Origin of the sequence: Oscillatoria sp. CS-180, assembly GCF_028330965.1 — a bacterium.
Classification (GTDB): Bacteria; Cyanobacteriota; Cyanobacteriia; order Phormidesmidales; family Phormidesmidaceae; genus Halomicronema.
Map to the genome: position 1 here is coordinate 1 of NZ_JAQMUB010000072.1, position 18,638 is coordinate 18,638.

General features: G+C 49.1%; 20 protein-coding genes, 1 tRNA gene and 1 pseudogene. 11 read left to right on the forward strand and 11 right to left on the reverse strand.

The genetic code is table 11. The features are described from left to right. The 3 genes and pseudogenes from PN498_RS17500 to PN498_RS17510 all read left to right on the forward strand — a co-directional run. Positions 1-130, forward strand: a pseudogene (locus tag PN498_RS17500) (ISKra4-like element ISLesp1 family transposase); the annotation flags it as partial. Positions 131-311: 181 nt separating this feature from the next. Then, positions 312-509, forward strand: a complete 198-nt coding sequence (locus tag PN498_RS17505) for a hypothetical protein (RefSeq protein ID WP_272064347.1) — start codon at positions 312-314, stop codon at positions 507-509. A gap of 48 nt (positions 510-557) precedes the next feature. Continuing rightward, a complete protein-coding gene (locus tag PN498_RS17510; protein WP_272064348.1) occupies positions 558-1,184 on the forward strand; it encodes a hypothetical protein in 627 nt (208 codons plus the stop codon). A gap of 486 nt (positions 1,185-1,670) precedes the next feature. On the opposite strand, the gene PN498_RS17515 is transcribed toward PN498_RS17510, so the two are convergent. The 4 genes from PN498_RS17515 to PN498_RS17530 all read right to left on the reverse strand — a co-directional run bounded on the left by PN498_RS17515 (position 1,671) and on the right by PN498_RS17530 (position 6,626). Further along, a tRNA-Ser gene (locus PN498_RS17515) sits at positions 1,671-1,757 on the reverse strand. 36 nt (positions 1,758-1,793) lie between these two features. Continuing rightward, a complete protein-coding gene (locus PN498_RS17520; RefSeq protein ID WP_272064350.1) occupies positions 1,794-4,073 on the reverse strand; it encodes a ComEC/Rec2 family competence protein in 2,280 nt (759 codons plus the stop codon). Between the two features lie 316 nt (positions 4,074-4,389). Continuing rightward, positions 4,390-5,202, reverse strand: coding sequence for an inositol monophosphatase family protein (locus PN498_RS17525; protein ID WP_272064351.1), 813 nt, complete (start codon positions 5,200-5,202; stop codon positions 4,390-4,392). A gap of 5 nt (positions 5,203-5,207) precedes the next feature. After that, the gene (locus PN498_RS17530; RefSeq protein WP_272064353.1) at positions 5,208-6,626 is read right to left on the reverse strand and encodes a BCD family MFS transporter; all 1,419 of its coding nucleotides are present in this window, start codon (positions 6,624-6,626) and stop codon (positions 5,208-5,210) included. A 266-nt stretch (positions 6,627-6,892) separates the two neighbouring features. On the opposite strand from PN498_RS17530, the gene PN498_RS17535 reads away from it, so the two are divergent. Both PN498_RS17535 and PN498_RS17540 read left to right on the forward strand, forming a co-directional pair. Then, a complete protein-coding gene (locus tag PN498_RS17535) occupies positions 6,893-7,387 on the forward strand; it encodes a pentapeptide repeat-containing protein (protein ID WP_272064355.1) in 495 nt (164 codons plus the stop codon). A 277-nt stretch (positions 7,388-7,664) separates the two neighbouring features. Beyond that, complete coding sequence (locus tag PN498_RS17540; RefSeq protein ID WP_272064393.1) at positions 7,665-7,844, forward strand: DUF4278 domain-containing protein; 180 nt, start codon at positions 7,665-7,667, stop codon at positions 7,842-7,844. A 322-nt stretch (positions 7,845-8,166) separates the two neighbouring features. On the opposite strand, the gene PN498_RS17545 is transcribed toward PN498_RS17540, so the two are convergent. Beyond that, on the reverse strand, positions 8,167-8,685 hold the full coding sequence (locus PN498_RS17545; protein WP_272064357.1) for a hypothetical protein: 519 nt from the start codon (positions 8,683-8,685) through the stop codon (positions 8,167-8,169). A 46-nt stretch (positions 8,686-8,731) separates the two neighbouring features. Beyond that, entirely contained in the window at positions 8,732-9,151 is a 420-nt protein-coding gene (locus PN498_RS17550) for a hypothetical protein (RefSeq protein ID WP_272064358.1), read from the reverse strand. A gap of 47 nt (positions 9,152-9,198) precedes the next feature. Between PN498_RS17550 and PN498_RS17555 the strand changes: the two genes are divergently transcribed. From PN498_RS17555 to PN498_RS17565, 3 genes are all read left to right on the forward strand, one after another. Then, on the forward strand, positions 9,199-9,345 hold the full coding sequence (locus PN498_RS17555; protein ID WP_272064360.1) for a hypothetical protein: 147 nt from the start codon (positions 9,199-9,201) through the stop codon (positions 9,343-9,345). 106 nt (positions 9,346-9,451) lie between these two features. Continuing rightward, on the forward strand, positions 9,452-10,747 hold the full coding sequence (sbcD, locus tag PN498_RS17560) for an exonuclease subunit SbcD (RefSeq protein ID WP_272064361.1): 1,296 nt from the start codon (positions 9,452-9,454) through the stop codon (positions 10,745-10,747). 138 nt (positions 10,748-10,885) lie between these two features. Then, positions 10,886-11,977, forward strand: a complete 1,092-nt coding sequence (locus tag PN498_RS17565; RefSeq protein ID WP_272064362.1) for a tetratricopeptide repeat protein — start codon at positions 10,886-10,888, stop codon at positions 11,975-11,977. A gap of 173 nt (positions 11,978-12,150) precedes the next feature. On the opposite strand, the gene PN498_RS17570 is transcribed toward PN498_RS17565, so the two are convergent. After that, entirely contained in the window at positions 12,151-12,399 is a 249-nt protein-coding gene (locus tag PN498_RS17570) for a DUF7219 family protein (RefSeq protein ID WP_272064364.1), read from the reverse strand. 180 nt (positions 12,400-12,579) lie between these two features. Here PN498_RS17570 and PN498_RS17575 point away from each other — a divergent pair, with 180 nt between their 5' ends. Beyond that, entirely contained in the window at positions 12,580-12,996 is a 417-nt protein-coding gene (locus PN498_RS17575; protein ID WP_272064365.1) for a hypothetical protein, read from the forward strand. 200 nt (positions 12,997-13,196) lie between these two features. Here the strand turns inward: PN498_RS17575 and PN498_RS17580 are convergent, their stop codons facing one another. Beyond that, positions 13,197-13,916, reverse strand: coding sequence for an amino acid ABC transporter permease (locus tag PN498_RS17580; protein WP_272064366.1), 720 nt, complete (start codon positions 13,914-13,916; stop codon positions 13,197-13,199). Beyond that, a complete protein-coding gene (locus PN498_RS17585) occupies positions 13,909-14,046 on the reverse strand; it encodes a hypothetical protein (protein ID WP_272064367.1) in 138 nt (45 codons plus the stop codon). The genes PN498_RS17580 and PN498_RS17585 overlap by 8 nt, the downstream gene beginning before the upstream one ends. Before the next feature lie 100 nt (positions 14,047-14,146). Between PN498_RS17585 and glgX the strand changes: the two genes are divergently transcribed. Together glgX and PN498_RS17595 are read left to right on the forward strand one after the other, a co-directional pair. Continuing rightward, a complete protein-coding gene (glgX, locus tag PN498_RS17590; protein ID WP_272064368.1) occupies positions 14,147-16,285 on the forward strand; it encodes a glycogen debranching protein GlgX in 2,139 nt (712 codons plus the stop codon). Positions 16,286-16,497: 212 nt separating this feature from the next. Further along, entirely contained in the window at positions 16,498-17,370 is an 873-nt protein-coding gene (locus tag PN498_RS17595; RefSeq protein WP_272064370.1) for a hypothetical protein, read from the forward strand. Between the two features lie 104 nt (positions 17,371-17,474). Here PN498_RS17595 and PN498_RS17600 read toward each other — a convergent pair whose 3' ends face one another. Further along, the gene (locus PN498_RS17600; RefSeq protein ID WP_272064372.1) at positions 17,475-18,305 is read right to left on the reverse strand and encodes a peroxiredoxin-like family protein; all 831 of its coding nucleotides are present in this window, start codon (positions 18,303-18,305) and stop codon (positions 17,475-17,477) included. 13 nt (positions 18,306-18,318) lie between these two features. After that, positions 18,319-18,495: a 30S ribosomal protein S21 gene (gene rpsU, locus PN498_RS17605; RefSeq protein ID WP_272064374.1), complete on the reverse strand. Its 177-nt coding sequence runs from the start codon at positions 18,493-18,495 to the stop codon at positions 18,319-18,321. Positions 18,496-18,638 lie beyond the last annotated feature (143 nt).

The window sequence follows — 18,638 nt, forward strand, 5'->3', positions numbered from 1 at the left end:
CAAACAAATCGATGCCAGATTGCAGGTGACGGGGGCTCAATGGAATGAAGCGTCTTTGCCACAAATGCTCAAATTGAGATCCCTTTATCTCAACCATCAACTTGATTGTTTTTCATCCCCCAGTGGATGACGTGCTCCCGTGTGGAGAGGCTATCTCACTGCTTAAGGCACTATGGCAGTAATAATTTCACCATTCAAAACACCGAGAAGCTTATCCGCCTTAGTTTTTGAATTTTGCATTTTGAATTCCGCGTAGCGGTACTAGCCGACCAAGGCTTAATCGGTGATGTTATAGACCTGTGTATTAAGGGATGATGTACTCTTATCGGGTCATCTCCCAAGGGTTCTGGAATCGATCTGTTGCCCTCCTTGTCACGCCACTGATGGGGGCCAAAAACGGCAAAAGTGATTACGACCTGCTGTGGGGTGTCCACTATCGTAAAAACAGCTCAAACTGGCAAGTTAGTCCGGTTGAATTTGATACTGTCATATTCCAACCACCAGAGTAACGCCCATACATCGAGATGCCTTAAACTAAAATCACAACTTTCAAAGCGATGACCTTAGAAAACCGTGTAGGACAGGTAGAAACTGACTTAGAGGATGTACGTATCCTTCTAGGTAGTGCTGCCCGTTATGCTGAAAACGCAACTGCGATTGCGGAAAGAAACGCGATCGCAGTTGCAGATCAAAGGCTTGATATCGACAGACTGATTGTCAACAGTGAAACGACCCATCAGCGGCTTGATGAGACGAATCGCCAGATGGCCCAAACTAATCAGCAGCTAGGCGGAACCAACCATCAGATGGCTCAAACTAGCCAACGGCTTGATGAAACCAACCATCAGATGGCTCAAACTAGCCAACGGCTTGATGCAACCAATCGCCAGATGGCTCAGACTGGTCAACGACTTGACGAGTTCATTTTTCAAAGTCAGCGTATTTTATCTAACCACGGTGAGCGATTATCCCGTGTTGAAGCTGCTTTGGAAACGCTAGTGAATCTCAGTCAGTCTCATGAACGACGGCTTACAGGGCGAGAAAGCAAGCTTCTGGAAGTCGAGGACCGATTAGACCGCATTGAGGGAAGTGTCGAAGGTTTGTCTAATGAAGTGCGATCTCTCACAGCAGCCATTGACCGACTCGAAACCATTGTCGAAAGACATATCAGTAATCACGGTTAGCACACTTTCAGATGGCCTCATGCTGCATCTGACTAATAGCTGCATGATAGGTTTCGGCATGAACGGCCACACTATGTCCCATCCTTCGAGCAGCGATGCTATTGGGCACTCCTATAACCGCTGATCTAATTGCCCATGCATAGCGTAGAGCATATGGGTTTGTGAGGAATACGTCGAGTTCTCTGGCTTCTTAAATTAGCCGAAATCCTTTCACCAACGCCTTAATTATCTCTTCCCTCAACTCTGATATTGGGGTATTGCATATTGGCTAGATTGAAGCGCGGTCGCCACTTATCGAGTAACGGCCAAACGTCGCGCTGGCCAGTTTTGGTCTCTTCAGCCTTGTCTATTTTTCCCATCCACCCAAAACCCGAGCTAGTTTTGAGCTAAACTTTCTGCACAAAAACCAACATTTTTGCTATCTAGAACTGATTTTATTGAGGCTGAGCTATCTCAGTAAGAAATGCTGAAACGGCTGAAAGCCAACGGAGAGGGAGGGATTCGAACCCTCGGATGGTTTGACCCATCAATAGATTTCGAGTCTACCGCATTCGACCACTCTGCCACCTCTCCAGGTGTGTGTATTTTAACCTCTTAGGGATCGATCAATTAACCCCAAAGTGAAGCATTTCGATGGTTTGTTTTGAGATAGCTGTGGAAACCATGGTGGGGTTGCCAGGTTATGGCTCCATCTCGTTCAGTCCAATAGACCTGAATGCCCTGCTGCTGAAGGTGACGTTCCATGGCTTCTGATAAGGTGTGCCCGTAGCAGATGGCTACCTGAGGCTGTACTCTTTTCAGGAACGGATTGCTAATATCGTCTCCGTTCCACAGCAGTACCTCACTGGATGGAATCGCTCTGGACTCTGCTAGATAATTCTGTAGACCAAGGCTCAAACTTGGCAGTAGCAACCAGCTTTGTTGAAGCGTTGTCAACCGTAGGATCGGATTCTCGTTGTCTAATAGTTGTACCTGAAGTTTTTGAAGCGAAGTATTCTGGCCTAGCGTTAAGGGGTGGAACGTTTGAACAAGTTCTGATAGTAAAGAGCTGTCGTCATTGCTGTAAAGATGCTTTGCCGGTGTTTGTCGTAGGAGGGACTGCCAGCCTGACTGATTGTCTTGCTGAAACGGCAGAGCGATCGCGTTTTCGATTTGGTTAATACCAGCCTGTTTCAAAAAAGGATTGACTGTATAGAAGGCTGTCTTTTCGTCACCACTGTTGACCAACGTGGTTTGACCCTGATCCTGCATAACCCAAACGGGAGCTTTGCCAGTCGCTAGTACCGTCACTTGGTACTGGGTGAGCGATCGCCAACCGATGGGGCCTAAAATCAGTGTGATAAAGCTCAGGGCTAACAGCAGATGAACTGCACGACTTCGGACGCCCCAAAGGCCAAATAGCAGAATGCTGTAGAGCCCAACCAACTGCCAAAGCGTAATCTGTCCGATTGCGATCGCGCTGCCTGGTAACTTACTGAACGTTTGTGCTAGCCACAGCAGGGCCTGTAGCGGATAGTAAAGCAATTGGGCGACTGTGCTGCCAATAGCAGGAAAAACTAGGGATACAGCACTGCTAGCAATTCCTCCTAAGCTAATGATTGAGATCAACGGGGTGGCAATGATGTTCAAAATCAGGCTCGACCCCGAAAGGACATTGAAGTAATACAGCATGAGGGGCAATGTCCAGACAGTGGCTGCAATCGGAACCGCAATCAGAGAGGCTAGGGTTATTGGCATCCAGTCGAGGTGCTTTGTCAAAACAGGGACTGTTACAATCAGCCCCCAAGTCGCAACAACGCTGAGCTGAAAGCCGACTTGCCAGACCCAGTTAGGGTCGAAAAGGAGCATCAGCGTCACCGCAATCAGTAATGCTCCGGAGGGAATGACTTTTCGATGTGTTGCTAGCCCTGCTAACGTTGCAACTCCCATGAGAGCTGCTCGGATAACGCTGGCTTGTAACCCAGTAAGAGCGAGATATCCTACAAGACTAAGACCTCCTGCGATTACTTGTGTTCTGTCAGGACGCGATCGCAACAATGCCAGTACTGTTCCTAACATTAGGGAAACGTGAAAACCAGAGGCTGCGATCGTGTGGGCTAGCCCGACTTTTGAAAACAGGTCTTGAATGTCTTGGGGTAAATCGACGGCTTTACGTCCCAGGGACATAGCGCTAACAAGCTGTCCTTGAGGACTGCCCAACGCTCTCACTTGCGATCGCACGATGCGCTGACGAATTTGCCATAGCCCCCAGTGATGCTTTGGCTGAAAGACTAGTTTCTCCGTAACAAAACCGGTAAATGTCTCTTTTTGGGTCAGGTAAGCTTTGAAGTCAAAACCGTTGGGGTTCTTGGCCGACTGCGGCAGGTATAGCCGGCCTTTGGCTTTGATCCATTGTCCTGAGTGTAAGCCAGTCACCTGCAAGAGGGGCGCAGTTACATACAGCCGGCCTTTGACTGGAATTTGAAAAGTGATTTCGCCATGGTCGTCGAGAATTTGTAGCTGCTTGGTGGCAATTCTGAATCGTCCTTTCAAATCTCGATTGAGGCGGGGTTCATCAATCAGCTTTCCGGTAATAATTTGGGTTGGAGCGATCGCTTGTGCTCGGTCTATAAAATGGCTGATGTCTTGTGGCCCTGGAGTAGGGGATCTCAAGGTTATGTACAGCGTGGCTAATAAGAAGATGCTGCCAATCCAGAGTCCTTGTTTGGCTTTCAGTCCCTGTGTGAAATGGGATGGAGCGATCACAATGGATAGAGGAATGAGCAGGCATCCAATGATTCCCGACCAGGGCAGTGATAGTCCCCAAACTATTAGGAATCCAGCTGCACGACTGAGCAATAAGCCCATTGAATAGGCAATGCAAAGCACGATTCCTAGCGATTTCGTCATAGCTTTGGTTTGTAGAGGCACTCAGCCCTAGCAATCCCAAAACGCGCGATCGAGCATCATGAAAACGTGTTGTAGAGAGGTGGGGGGCGTAAGGCGAATTTGCTGGTGGGGAGTTGAAAAGGCTGCTTGGGGGCATTTCGTTTGCCCCCAAACCCCCTCGACCAGGACGAACCGCCGTCCTGGACCTCGCGGAAGGAATTTTGGCAAGGAGAATGAAAGGACTGTTTGTAAAAAATATCGTCTCTGTTATTTAGAGGTGATGTTCTCCATATTCAGTTCACTTGATTACGGATTATTCATTGGGCTCGAACAGAGCTTAGGGGGATACGACAACTCCGACTAATGAACGAAACTTTTCAACAATGTCGGCCCGGTTGGTGATGAGGGTGGGAAAGGGATGATCGCGGTAATTTTTGCCTATTTCGAGCGGAAAGGGGGGCTGATTGTCTAGAGGGGTCCAGATGGCGCCCGCTGCATGAAGAATTGGCCAAATGCCTGCAATGTCCCAAACCTTGGGCGTGGCCTCGACGGCTCCCACGGCATAACCTGCTGCCACAATCAGGAGGTTATAGGTGGCTGCCCCTAGCATTCGCACTTTGCAGGGAAAGGGCTGTTTCAGGACATTATTGCTGCGGGAACACAAGCTGAAGAACTCATTTTTACCTGGATTATTCAAGCGGACTCGAATAGATTGACCGTTTAGAAATGCACCATTTGTCACGTTTAGGTCCGTATTGTTAGACCAATATCCTTGAAAGTGATGTCCTAAAGGGGGGACGTAGATATGCCCAAAAACAGGGGTGCCTTGGTAGAGCAGACCTAAGGAGACTGCCCAAATGGGAATGCCTTGAGTGAAGTTGGTGGTCCCATCGATGGGATCAATGACCCAGCACCATTCTTTATCAGGAAACTCGTGGACGGTTTCTTCGCTCAGCACGCCATGGTCAGGAAATGCCTCGTGGATAGCAGTTCTCAGGCGTTCGTCTGCCCATTTATCGAACTCTGTAACTAAGCTGCCGTCTGATTTTTCCTCTGCCTGAACTTTGCCAAAAGCTTCTAGTAAGGAATCTCCTACCGTGGTTGTGATTGATTCAGCAAAGTTGACGATTTCAGTCCAGAAAGCCTGCATATCGATTAATCCAAGTCCATTTCCATTAAGGTCGCGATCGCCTTGCCAGATTCAGTTTTGAACTGCTGCACATTGATTCTTGTCAACAATCCAAAAGCCGCCACCATTCCCACTGCCTGAATCGCAAACACTAGTGCAAACGCCAGAAAGGTCTGATCGAAGGTCTGACGACCAATATCCAACAGAGCGCCCCCTAGCACTGTTGCACTTGCTTGAGCCATTGCTTGTGCTAGTCCCCAAGCACCAATGAAGGTTCCTGCTGTTTCTGCTGCTGTCAGATCCAACATGAGACTAACGGCGCTATTGGTCAAAATACCAGATGCTAAGCCAAACAACATGACAGCACTTTTCAGGGTGGTGGGATTAGCTGTGACTCCAGACAGAATCACCAGGACAAAACAGACGGCTGAGAACAGACAGCCAATCATGGCAGTTCGACGTTTACCCAACCTCGGCACAATTAGAAAACCGGACAGTCCAATGCCGACCAAGATGCCATATCCCCAATACTGATTAAGTCCGGCACTCTCGCCAATGCTGAGACCGAATACTTCACGGGCGTAGGGTTCTAATACGGGCTGCTGGAGAAAAAGGCTAATGGTCATTACCAGCAGAAAGACAAAGAAGAACCCCGTTTGCTTAGAAGCAGTTAATACAGAGATGGCTTGCCCTAATGTGATTTGGTCTTCTCGTCCTGCTAGAGAGGAGCGAGATCTGTAGCGAGAATATTTTTTCTCAATGCCGACGGTTGCCAGAATACCCAGCGCGACAACAGTTAGGGGAAACAGAATAAACAGGCGGGTGATGGCGCTTTGTAATTCACTAGGATCAATGTTCTCTAATAGGACTTCACCAACGATCGCACCCGCCACAATGCCCACCATTAGCATGGCCCAGACAATGCCAACGAGCTGAGATCGATTATCTTCATCTGATACATCGACTAGCAATGCGGCGAAGGGGGTTGAGCTGGTTGCGATGCACAACCCATATAGCGCAAACATTGCCCCTAGCAATGCCATCCAAGCCGTTGTTATCGTTGTCCAGCCCTCTGCTGCACTCGCACCTAATTGCCACACCACTTGAATGGCAATAAATAGACAAATGGTTTGCAGCCCCAACCCCAACCACACATAGCCTGTGCGATGGTAGCCCCGAATGGGCTTAGAGTCGGACAGTTGTCCCACCCAAACTCGAATGGGTGCGACGAACTGGTACATGGCGATCGCTCCAGATGCCAGAATTGCGGGAATTCGCAACTCTGAGATGAGGACCTGATTCAAAATTCCTAACGTGAGTAGAGACAGGAGTCCTAGCCCCATCTGAAACAAGCCCAAGCGGAACATCGTAAAGAGATTGATGCGGGGCAATGGCTCAGTGGAGGTGCCCTCTTGAGAGGAAGGTGAAAGATCGCTAGTAGCCATTGGAATGGTGGGGTGAAGGACGAAGATCCATTAGCTATTTAAGTTAGCAACTATCGCTAATTGAATAGTTACCAGCATAAGCTGTGTTGCTCAAATGAGATCGCGCCACTCGGGTTCTCCCAAAATAGCGCTCCCAATACGCAGAGTATTGATGATGTCTAGACGCTCGCCGTTGCATCTAACAGACTCTGACGTTGGTGATTTGTGAAGGATTTGCGTAAAGTAAAAGGAGAGCAAGATAAGAATGGTCACTCAGGGTTATGGGTATGTATGGGCGGATTCGGGTTCTTTTGACAGGACTGTGTGCGGTCGTTTTATTGCTGGGATTAGGCAGCAGCCCTGACGCTGCGATCGCGGCAGAAGATTATACCTACGCAAACTTGAGTCATCGTTCCTTCGTTGGAGAAGATTTGGTAGGGGCCTCATTGGCGGCGGCGGATGCTCGTGAAGCCGATTTTGAAGGGGCTGATCTAAGCCAAACGATTCTGACAAAGGGATCTTTCTATAAGGCCCATATGCCTAGAGTGAATTTGACGGAATCTTTTGCTGATCGGGTGGTTTTTGATGGTGCTGATTTGACGAATGCGATCGTCGTAGACGCCATTATGACCAGTACTAGCTTCAATGAGGCTGTCATTGAGGGAGCAGACTTCTCCGGCACCATTCTTGATCGCTACCAAATTTCTCAGATGTGTAAACGCGCTTCTGGAACGAATCCAGTTACTGGAGTCACGACTCGTGACAGTCTTGGCTGTCGCTAGCGTTTTTCGGCGGTGAAGCATTGCCTGAACAGCTGAATCAGTGAAGGACCTAAGCGTTATCCGTTGTTTTTCCCCACTCAGAAATTTCGTTTCGATCTTCAAAGTCTCTTGTTCTGGAGTCTTCCTTTTGGGAGATATTTTGACTTTTCGTGATAGGCATCAACTTTACAGCATGATGAGGAACACTAAATACGCCTCTGAATCGCCCAGTTGAAATTGTTGATCGTCTTAGGACAGGTACAGTCTGGTCCTGCTTCATATTAGGAGAACTTGAGTGATGGAATTGAAATATCGAGGTATTGCTTACCGAGCATCTTCTGCGGAAGATCAAACTACAGAGTCTGACCAGGCGGGGCTGTCGCGTCGTCGTGCTGGAGCTGAAAATAAATCGATAAAGAAGAGTCTTCGGAAACCCAGTGACGAACTCATTTATCGTGGTGTTCGTTACACTCAGTAGCCAATTGAGTGTCGTTTCCTCTCGGATTCTCTTCTTGGTCCCGGTGCAAATAGTCGTGTCCGCTAAGCGATCGCTTAGCGGGTGCCAGGCTAGGGAAATAAAGACTATCAGCGTCTCATTTAATGAGCATTAATAACTCAGCGTGCAGTGCCACTAAACCGTTTCACACCAATACAGACAAAGGCAGAGGGATGAATAAATCCCTCTGCCCTTACCCTTTTATGGCTGTCGCTGGTTTCGTTAGAACAAGGCAGTGAGCCATCTAGCTACGTGGTGAGCACTTGGATGCTACTCACAGTGCATAACCTAGATGACCAAAGCTCTAGCGCTTGCCTAGCCACTTAGCTGCTACGGCACCCACTGCGGCACCCACCAAAGGATTGCTCAAGAACTTGATGATCGTCGGCTGGTCCGCTAGCACTTCCTGAAAGATATCAGGATGATTGTGGTACGTGAAGGACGCCAGCTTGGAAACATCATCGGCGTTCATGCGCCGAGCATTGTGACTAGAGAGACCCAGGCGCTGCTCCAGGTCGCGATCGCTCAAGCCTCGTTCTTTCAAGTGCTTGAAGAACTCGCGAGCAACATCATCACGCTCGTTAGGCTTGATTTGTGAAATCGCCTTCTGTAATTCCGGTTCCATCTGCTGCGTGGGAATCCGGTCCGGATGAAAGCCACGTCGAATCATTTGGTGCCGCTCTTCCCGAGAAGAGCGTCTGGCGAAGTCGTCAAAATTGGCATACTCCTTCTCAGGTTGAGTATCCAGACTGTCCATGCTTTCAACATTTCCACTCGCCAAGTCGCGCATGACCTGACGTTTATAGTCGCTATTGCTAGCCATTATGTTCTCCTGGTTTTCAAAAATTACTGTTCTAATTACTCGCCAACTACTGGTATCTGATTTGACGAGATGTATCGTCGTAGTTAGCCGTCAAAAGGAGTTCCTTGTCGGGGGCATAGACCAAGACGCTGACATCACGGTTAGGAAACTTGTTGTGAAATCCTTGTAGGAGCGATCGCGCCAAATCCTTGACTTCACGAGGATTCACCTCAGGTGAAATGACGACGCCGAGCTTACTGTTGTCGCGAACATAAGCGTCATCAATCAACCCCCGCGCAGTGCGAATTACCCATTGGCCATACTGCTCACCGGAGGCCGTATCCCCTCGCTCCAATTGACTATAAGAAGACGTCGACGGTAAGGCGGGGCGAGTTGCTTGAGGCGCACTAGTACAGGCTGTCGTCAGTAAAAGGAGGCCAAGGCAGAAGGCAATCACCCCTGACCGAATAGATCTCAAAATATTCACAGGTTTATCCTCGATTGATGCAACAATAAGCGACCCGGATTGATGAGATGGAACTCAATGTCCGCCAACGATCCGTGCCCCTCTATGAAAGTCGCCTAGAGGGCATTTCTGTCCTTTCCACACCACTAGCGACCTTTGCTCCTGTGTTCTATCGAATTTCTGTGACCACTTTCATCGCCCGCAGGGAGTATTGAGGAATACAAGAAGGAGGAATCTGTAAAAAGTCAGGCCCGTTTACGATTGGCGATTACCGCTAGGCGAGTAAACTGGAGAGTGCATCTGTACTCTTGAGGCAGCGCGATGATTTCTGTTCTGCATCTATCCGACATTCATATGGGCAGCGGATTTTCTCATGGGCGCATCAATCCCGAGACTGGAATGAACACACGGCTAGAGGACTTTGTAGGAACACTGAGCCGCTGTATTGATCGCGCGATCGCCGAACCTGCTGACTTAGTTCTCTTTGGGGGGGATGCGTTTCCTGACGCCACACCGCCACCGCTAGTTCAGCAAGCTTTCGCCGGACAGTTTCGGCGGCTAGCCGATGCCGGTATTCCAACCGTTTTACTGGTGGGCAATCATGACCAACATGCTCAAGGGCAAGGCGGGGCGAGCCTGAGCATTTACCGGACACTGGGAGTGCCGGGAGTTGTCGTGGGCGATCGCCTACAGACGCATCACATTGAGACTCAGAACGGCGCGGTCCAAGTTGTTACCTTGCCTTGGCTAACGCCCTCGGTTCTACTCACCCGCCCTGAGATAGAAGGGCTTTCAATGGCAGAGGTGAGTCAACAGCTTTTGGATCGCCTGCGAGTAGCGCTAGAAGGCGAGATTCGTCGTCTCAATCCTGACATTCCAACTATTCTGCTCGGCCATCTTATGACCGACACGGCCAGCTTTGGCGCCGAGAAATTTTTGGCCGTGGGCCGAGGGTTCACCGTGCCGATGGCAATGCTAGCCCGCCCCTGCTTTGATTATGTGGCTCTGGGGCATGTTCATCGCCACCAAGTTCTGTGTGAATCTCCTCCAGTGGTCTATCCCGGTAGCATTGAGCGCGTTGATTTCAGCGAAGCAGAAGAAGCTAAGGGCTACGTTTGGGCCAAAATTGCGAAAAAGAGCACAGAGATTACCTTCTGCTCCCTTCCCGTTCGACCGTTCCTGACGGTGACTATCGATCTCACCGGATCAGACTCTCCCCAAATGGACATCTGTCGAGCGATCGCTCAACAGCCCATTCAAGATGCTGTTGTCCGCTTGATGTACAGCGTCCGTCCTGACCAAATAGACAATTTGGACAACACAGCCCTCTACGATGCCCTCTCAGACGCTCATACGTATACGATTCATCCTCAAATCGTGACGCAGAAATCGCGATCGCGCCTGCCCGAACTTGCCACTGGAAATACCCTTGCCCCCATCGACGCCTTACAAACTTACTTGAACAATCGCGAAGATCTGACTGAGCTGGCTGACGAAATGCTCGCTGCTGCCCAGGCTCTGTTAGCCGATACGCCCTTTGAACCAGACGATGTTGCCGATGTTTCTCCCTTGGACGTAGTTGATGATGAGACTTCTAGACAATTGAGGCTGCTATAGCAAAGTAAGGCAAGGGGCGAATAGAAGCGCTAAAAAGCCTGTGCATAAAGAGTTTCGAGCTATTTCATTGCCCTGTCGCTCCATCACCTCAAACCCTCGCCTAAAATAGAGCCACCTTGTCCCCAAGAAAACCGTGACATGATGCAGGATGCGATCGCGACTGCCTTGGAAAAGAAAGACTTTCGAACTGCAGCGACTTTGCTACAGCAGTGGAAGCAGCAGGATGCCAAAGACCCTAAATTTCTTCTGATGGTTGGAAAATACCAAGAAGCAACAGGGCGATGGGAGCAGTCAGAGAAAACGTATCTCAAGCTGTTGCGTTTAGCCCCCAGTCCCAAATTGATGTCTCAGGCGAGACAGGGGATTCAGCGAGTGCAATCGCACATTACCCAGGCACGGGAAGAGGCCATTGAAAACGCTCGGGCACAGGTCGATGGACAGGATCCTGGACTGCTATGCCTAGAACCGGTGCAGGGAGAGCACCGCCAGGTGGCCGCTCAGGGGCTGGCCAAAGTGATGGGAATGGATGCTTATACGGCTCGATTGCAGTTGCCGAGTAAAGGCTGGCGTCTTTATCGCACAGGTCCTGTTGGAGATTTACAGGTTTACAGTCAGGAACTGGTAGAGGCACAAGTCCCAGCTTTCTGGGTCAAACATGCCGAGGTTAAAGCCATTCAGGTTTTCAATGTCGAGTATTTTCGACGGGTTCAGGGGCGTGCAGAAGTTGTTTGCAAGAATGCTGAGGGACAGCTAGGGGCGATCACGTTCGATTGGTCTGAAGTTTCACAGATTGTTCTCGGCCAGTTGCCCATCTTTGAATTGGTGGTTGATACTAATGCTCGACGACAGCTTCAGCGGAAAGAACAAACTCAAGACCATACCGAAATCATCGATCTCCAGTTCCAGCAGCGACGATGCATTTTGCGTTTGTGCGATCGCACTTACGACTTCCGTCACGGCAATCCCCTACCCAATGCTGAGGCCATTCCAGACCGCACCCTTTCTACTCGTCCTCAGTGGCAAGCCCTAAGCGACTATCTTCAGACTCAGGTAAGGGCTCCTGTTCAAAAGAACTTCACTCACTTTGGAGAAAGCGCGATGGAGTTTCTTGATCTGTTACCATCGCTCAATCACCAAATTCAATTAGCCCGCATTAAAGAAACCAATTGGGATCCCGCCTTCCATCTCTATAGCGGCATTCACTTCCTTCGACAGACTGAAACAGCCTGATGATTTACCCTGAAACGCCAGAAACTAAGTGGCGTACCGAAGCCTGCCGCTTAGCTTGGAGACAGTTGCAAGCGCTATAGCGACATGCATTTAAACCAAGCACGCCCCACTCCCTATGCCCTGCTCCCCTAACGATCCTGAGATGGACTTAACCAAACTGCACAGGGTATAAATCACTCCTCGTCCTCTTCTATTCCCAAAGCATCGTGACTTTCAGCTAGCTGGTTCCAAAGTTTTTTGATCTCTTGGTAAGCTTCGTTCGGTCCAATCTTTCCACCTGTTTCTAAATTGCAAACCGTGTTGACCCTGAGAGCAAACTCTTGCAGATTGGCATTGAAAGCAAGGTTTTTGGGTGAAAAATGGCCGTAGTAGCGACTTCGGGGAGAAAGGAACTTGTTGTCATGTGGGTCTTGAGCTGCCATAACACACCTGTTGTAGACGTTCCAAAAACTCCGAAGGGAAATTAACCTGCCTCGCCAACCTACCTTTAAAGTCTCAAATGGTCTAACTTTATAGTCTAACTTTGAGAACTTAGATGCTCTAATCTTGAATCGGCATACCCGGTTGCTTGAAGCAATCGTCCATCCCAGGAAGAAGTCATCATGCAGCGATCGCTTGGTATAACTCTCATCGCTATTCTGCAGGCAATTATCAGCATTTCGTCTGTTGCGTCAGGTATTTTTTTGCTGTTGCTGATAACCGGCACAGTGCAAGTTTTTTCCCACGACTTGAGTGAACTTTCGCCGTCTTTGAAAGGGCTTGTGGCATTGGGATTCGCAATTAGTTTATTCGGCGCGGTGGTAACCTGCGGTCTGTGGAATCTTAAGCGGTGGGGTTGGATAGGGTCACTAATGTTTCAAGCACTCTGTCTTGCCAACAATGGGTTAGCGATCGCGCTAGGCCAAGAAATCACACGGAACGTATATCTGTCCGCCATTATCTCGATGGCACTATGCGGTGCGTTATGGATGCCCAGCGTGCGAGAGGCGTTCGCAGTGAATTCCGCTATCGAGTCGTAGGAGAGCGGAATTCTTATCTTAGGAACGGGAACTTATTTAAGTATCAACTTTGAGCTTTGGATTCGCCGATGACTCAATCATTCAAAACTCAAAACTGAGAACTTAAAATTCATTCCTTCCTTAGACATAATAGGCCCCTCTAAAAACACTCCTGAACCGGATTCCGAGAATGCCTCGCCTACGAAGTTTGCTTCAATGAGCTATTCCATTGAATCAGCAAAGGTAGCTGCTTTACGCTGCTTGGACTTATGCAAGGGATCCATCCACCGCTCTAACAAAATGAAAACCTGGGAAGATACCGTGTTAAGAACCAGATAAACCAGCGCTACAGTGATATAAATTTCGAACGCGCGGTAATTATTGGCAACGATTAGCTGACCTCGACGAAATAGTTCCTCATAGCCAATAACCGCAACAAGACTCGTATCCTTCAGCAGCGTGATGAACTCATTGCCCAGCGGCGGAATCATACGTCGAAAGGCTTGAGGAAAGATGATGTACCGCATAGTCTGGAGCGGACTTAGCCCTAAACATTCGGAGGCTTCACGCTGTCCTAATTCAATGGATTGAATACCCGCCCGCACAATTTCAGCGAGGTAGGCGGCGGAGTTGAGGCTGAGCGCCAAAATAGCGGCAAAGAAACGGTTGAAGGAAAAGCTAGCGCCTAAACCACTAACCAAAGCGGGGATACCAAAGTAAATCATAAAGATCTGCACTAGCAGCGGTGTCCCTCGAAAAAAGTCGATGTAAATGCGGCTCGCAATTTGTAGTGGCTTGAAGGTGGATAAGCGAGCTAATCCTAGGAGGGTTCCGCCGACTAAGCCGAAGATGACGGAGACTGCTGTTAACTGTAGGGTAGTGACGGCTCCAATCAAAAGTGTTGGCAGGGCATCGATAGCATACTCGAATGATCTAAACACCGCGATCGCATTCCTCAAGCAACAATTCCGTCATAGTATCAGCACTAGAAGGGGTGAAGCGTTCGGCCTGCACTTCTAATAGGTCCTTATAGAGACGGTTTTCAATGCATTTGGCTTTGGCATCTTCCAAAACGTGTCTCCGTCACTAGGCAGCGTCGTCTGGAAAACGATATTTCGGAAAGTAACGAGTACAATCGTAGGCGTTTAAGTATTGCGAGCCTAAATACTCTATGACTCACACAATCTGGCCCGGAGACCCTCATCCCCTGGGGGCGACTTGGGACGGCGAGGGAACTAACTTTGCGATTTTTTCTGAAAATGCATCAGCGGTTTACCTCTGTCTTTTTAGTGACGATGGAGAAGAGACTCAAATCAAACTCCCTGAGCTGAGCGATTGCGTTTGGCATGGTTACCTGCCTGACATTCAGCCCGGACAAAAATATGCTTACCGAGTTGTGGGAGACTACGACCCCGAAGAAGGACATCGTTTCAATTCCAATAAGCTTCTACTGGATCCCTATGCCCGAGCGATCGCAGGGGACGTGCAGCATGGGGCAGCTATTTTTGGCTATCCCCTTGAAGAGGTTATGGAGGAAGATCGTGACTTAGATTTCTCTGAGTTAGACAGCAAGCCCTTAATACCTAGCTGTATTGTTGTTGATCCGACATTTGACTGGGAAGGCGATCGTCATCCCAAGACTCCCTGGCATAAAACGATTATCTATGAGGCTCATGTCAAAGGTCTGACTCAGCTTCATCCAGAGATTCCCGAAAACGACAAGGGCACCTATGCCGGACTAGGCCATCCTGCCGCGATCGCATATCTAAAATCATTGGGGATTACCGCGATCGAGCTTCTGCCCGTCCATCACTTCAATGCTGTACCGGGTCATCTGGTGAGTGTTGGTCTGCGAAATTACTGGGGCTACGACTCGCTGGGTTATTTTGCACCCTACTCAGGCTACAGTGCAGCAGGCAGTCACGGGGAGCAGGTGCGCGAATTTAAGGAAATGGTCAAAGCCCTACATCGTGAAGGCATCGAAGTCATTCTTGACGTCGTATACAACCATTCGGGAGAAGGCAATCACTTTGGGCCAACGGTCGCTTTTCGGGGCATCGACAATGAAGCCTATTATCGCCTAGTCGAGGACTTACCACGCTACTACATGGATTTTACGGGCTGCGGCAATTCCTTAAATGTCTGTCACCCCCAGGTGCTAAAGCTCATCATGGACAGCCTGCGCTATTGGGTAGAAGACATGCACGTCGATGGATTTCGCTTTGACTTAGCCTCAGCATTAGGACGGGAACGCTACGAAGTCAACAGCCTGTCGGCGTTTTTTGACATTATCCATCAAGACCCGGTGCTGTCTACTACTAAGCTGATTGCAGAACCCTGGGATATCGGCGAGGGTGGCTATCAGGTTGGCAATTTTCCACTGCTATGGTCTGAGTGGAATGGCAAGTACCGCGACTCGATGCGCGATTTTTGGCGCGAGGCTCATTGTCGATTAGGGGAATTTGCTTTTCGGTTAACGGGCAGCTCGGACCTCTATGAGTCGAATGGCAAGCGGCCTCATACCAGCGTTAATTTCATTACTTGCCATGATGGCTTTACCCTGCGTGATTTGGTGAGCTACAACGAGAAGCACAATGAGGCCAATGGTGAAGGAAACCGAGACGGAGAAAGTTATAACCGCTCTTGGAACTGCGGCTCCGAAGGGCAGACAAATGACCCAGTAGTCCTGGAGATTCGGGCACGACAGCAGCGCAACTTCATAGCAACGCTATTGCTTTCTCAAGGGGTTCCTATGCTGCTTGGGGGAGACGAGTTTGGACGGACCCAAAAGGGCAACAATAATACCTACTGTCAGGATAATGAACTTGCTTGGTTGGACTGGCAACTAGAACCCCATCAGAAAGATTTCCTTATTTTTGTGCGACGCATGGTTGCCTTGCGTCAGGCCCATCCAGTCTTTCAAAGACGCGATTGGTTCCGAGGAAGAGAGATCCATGGGTCCGGCGTTGATGACATCAGTTGGTTCAACACGGATGGGAGTACCGTCAGTAATGAGGATTGGCAGGAGGCTGAAGCAAAGGCCATTGGCGTGTTTTTCAACGGAGAAGAAATTTCGAGTCCTGATCGTAAAGGACGACGGGTCATCGATGATAGCTTTCTCATCTTTTTCAATGCTCAAGGGCACTCAGAAACCTTTGTCATCCCCAACTTCTTGGCCAATCGGGACTGGCAGCTTGTTCTGGATACTAAAACTCAAGAGGGTTTTGTTGACCCTCCCACTGCGGTTATGGGGGATGCTGTTGTTGTAGGTGGACGATCGCTCATCGTACTGATGTCTGCCTTTGAATAGTCGTAGGCAGTCAGTATCACTAGCGAGTTCTGATGGAATCGTCCGTAAACTAGGGGCGATCGCGTGAAGTAAACCACAGACAAAACCGAAACCACGCCTTAGAGGATTTCTCAATACACGTTACGCAAAGCTTAGGCAAAATGCCGCTTGGGTAACCTAAGGCTGAGTCAAGGTTCGCTAAAACGCGATCGCTGAGGAGAAAAATCTATCGCATGAACAAGCTGTCTGTTATCGGAATTGGTGTCGGTGTACTAGCCATTGGAGCCTACACAGGAGCTAGCGTGTATGCTGCCAAGATGGCTGAAGATACAATCGACAAAGCGATTGAAAGCGTTAGTGACGAAGTTAAGATCGAGTACAGCGATGTCAGCGTTAACCCCATTGGGTTTGATGTCCTCGTCAAAGATATCAAGGTTTCACCGGTAGGGGCGACAGCTGGTGAAGCAGTCCTGATTGACAAAGTTATCGTTCGCGAAATGGACGACAAGTCAGATTTTCCGACTGTGTTAGATGCCTCTATAGAAGGGATTCAGGTTGACTTTGACCAAATTGAAACGCCCAGCATCATTGCGTTTCTCGAACGGGCAGGCTATCAAGAGTCCCTTTCGGTGAATATCGACACCAAATATGAATACAAAGAAAATCGCCAAGAAGTCAGCCTTGATCGATTTCGCGTTAGCGCCGAGGACGTCGGTGATTTAGAAGTTGCGTTTAAGCTGAGCAACTTTGATCCTAATGTGGGAGCCAGTGAACAGTTAATTCTGCACCGAGCCGAAGTTGTTTACGAAGACAACTCCTTCACCGAAAAACTGCTTGAATCGCTAGCCGCAGAAAATAATCAAGATGTTCAGCAGTTCAAAGCGCAATTGCAAGCAGAACTAACACAGACAGCTCAGTTCTTTGTCTCTCCTGATAATCAGACCGCAATGATTGCTTTTGAAGAGGCGATGACCTTTATCGACAATCCAAACGGCTTCAGTATCTTGGCCGAACCTCAGCAACCTTTGAGCCTGAGAGACTTAATGTTGGCTGATGGACCTCAAGATTGGGTGGACATGCTCAATCTCAAAATTGAGTCCTATTAACAGCTTCCTATTAGCGGCTTGGACGGGCAGGTTGAATTAAGAACAGGCTAGGCTATCGATCTGTTCCCAACGCTTGCCCCAATCCCTGCCAACGAAACGAAGACTCAAACGGACGCTCCATGCTGATCACCCATTCCGCCGGTCGGTGAATTGAGTTCCTCTGCTTGATCATCAAACAAAAATGACAGCGGATAGCTCATATTCTCTGCAAAACCCAGAATGCCTGGATCGCGATACTCATAAACGACTTCCCTCGAACCGTCGAATAGAAACGTTCCACCTCGCTGAGTCATGTAGCGGGCATCAGGAACGTACGTTTTCCATTTGGTCAGCACCTCAGTCATATTTCGCAATCGCAGGGTTGCGAGTTCAAACGGACGCTGAAAGCCTTTGCCGCCCGCTTTTTCAAAGAATGAGCCTTTTAGATTTGGCAATGGGGTGTCGTCTACAACTTCATTATCAGCGATGAGTTGGGGTGCCGTGCGATCGCCCGTATAGCCTCGCAGTACCTCTCGCAATGTTCCAGGGCTAGCAACTCCAGCGCACATCAGCATCAAGTTCACCCATGCTTCCTGGCCAGGTTTAAGGCCAGGCCAGTTGAGAGAAAGTCCGTTGTATAAGTTCAGTTCCCGATGCAAAGTTGCTGTGGGATCAACAAACAATGACTCTGCAGGAAAGCCCGTGAACTTTGAGAACTGCTGCCCCGATGCACGATCGCCAATCCCAATTGCCCGAACTGTAATATTGGCCGCTTCAAGCTGGGCGCGATCTCGCTGCAACCACCACGCATATTCCAGGCTGTCGAAGTCGCCTAATTGTGACCAAACCAACACTAGCAGGCGAGAAGCCGATTCACAGCCGCCAAGGATGGGGGCGATCGCCCCGTCGCTGACTCGTTGTCGTTGTGTTTGATAAAGCTGTTCGTACAGAGTCATCCCTTCATCCAGATTAGCGAAAACGCTTTTTGCGACGCGCAACGGCTTTGCGTTTGCGTTTTTCTTGAGGTGTTTCAAAGTGACGGCGGCGTTTGACTTCGGAGAAGATGCCTGCTTTCGAAACCTGCCGCTTAAAACGTCTCAATGCAGATTCGATGCCTTCGTTTTCACCCACAACGACTTGAGTCATACCGAACTTTCAGAATCGACGACAGAAATTGAAACAACAGTTGAATTGAGAATCTGAGCAGCAGAATTGACTAATTCCTACAACTCAGGTTTTCAATAATATCAGACACCACAAAACGAGGGTATGGTGGCCCAACATTAATT

Excerpts from the sequence above, each read along its gene's own strand:
- PN498_RS17505 (WP_272064347.1), top strand. The coding sequence starts at position 312 with ATGATGTACTCTTATCGGGTCATCTCCCAAGGGTTCTGGAATCGATCT.
- PN498_RS17510 (WP_272064348.1), top strand. The coding sequence starts at position 558 with ATGACCTTAGAAAACCGTGTAGGACAGGTAGAAACTGACTTAGAGGAT.
- PN498_RS17520 (WP_272064350.1), bottom strand. The coding sequence starts at position 4,073 with ATGACGAAATCGCTAGGAATCGTGCTTTGCATTGCCTATTCAATGGGC.
- PN498_RS17525 (WP_272064351.1), bottom strand. The coding sequence starts at position 5,202 with ATGCAGGCTTTCTGGACTGAAATCGTCAACTTTGCTGAATCAATCACA.
- PN498_RS17530 (WP_272064353.1), bottom strand. The coding sequence starts at position 6,626 with ATGGCTACTAGCGATCTTTCACCTTCCTCTCAAGAGGGCACCTCCACT.
- PN498_RS17535 (WP_272064355.1), top strand. The coding sequence starts at position 6,893 with ATGTATGGGCGGATTCGGGTTCTTTTGACAGGACTGTGTGCGGTCGTT.
- PN498_RS17540 (WP_272064393.1), top strand. The coding sequence starts at position 7,665 with ATGGAATTGAAATATCGAGGTATTGCTTACCGAGCATCTTCTGCGGAA.
- PN498_RS17545 (WP_272064357.1), bottom strand. The coding sequence starts at position 8,685 with ATGGCTAGCAATAGCGACTATAAACGTCAGGTCATGCGCGACTTGGCG.
- PN498_RS17555 (WP_272064360.1), top strand. The coding sequence starts at position 9,199 with ATGGAACTCAATGTCCGCCAACGATCCGTGCCCCTCTATGAAAGTCGC.
- sbcD (WP_272064361.1), top strand. The coding sequence starts at position 9,452 with ATGATTTCTGTTCTGCATCTATCCGACATTCATATGGGCAGCGGATTT.
- PN498_RS17565 (WP_272064362.1), top strand. The coding sequence starts at position 10,886 with ATGATGCAGGATGCGATCGCGACTGCCTTGGAAAAGAAAGACTTTCGA.
- PN498_RS17570 (WP_272064364.1), bottom strand. The coding sequence starts at position 12,399 with ATGGCAGCTCAAGACCCACATGACAACAAGTTCCTTTCTCCCCGAAGT.
- PN498_RS17575 (WP_272064365.1), top strand. The coding sequence starts at position 12,580 with ATGCAGCGATCGCTTGGTATAACTCTCATCGCTATTCTGCAGGCAATT.
- glgX (WP_272064368.1), top strand. The coding sequence starts at position 14,147 with ATGACTCACACAATCTGGCCCGGAGACCCTCATCCCCTGGGGGCGACT.
- PN498_RS17595 (WP_272064370.1), top strand. The coding sequence starts at position 16,498 with ATGAACAAGCTGTCTGTTATCGGAATTGGTGTCGGTGTACTAGCCATT.
- PN498_RS17600 (WP_272064372.1), bottom strand. The coding sequence starts at position 18,305 with ATGACTCTGTACGAACAGCTTTATCAAACACAACGACAACGAGTCAGC.
- rpsU (WP_272064374.1), bottom strand. The coding sequence starts at position 18,495 with ATGACTCAAGTCGTTGTGGGTGAAAACGAAGGCATCGAATCTGCATTG.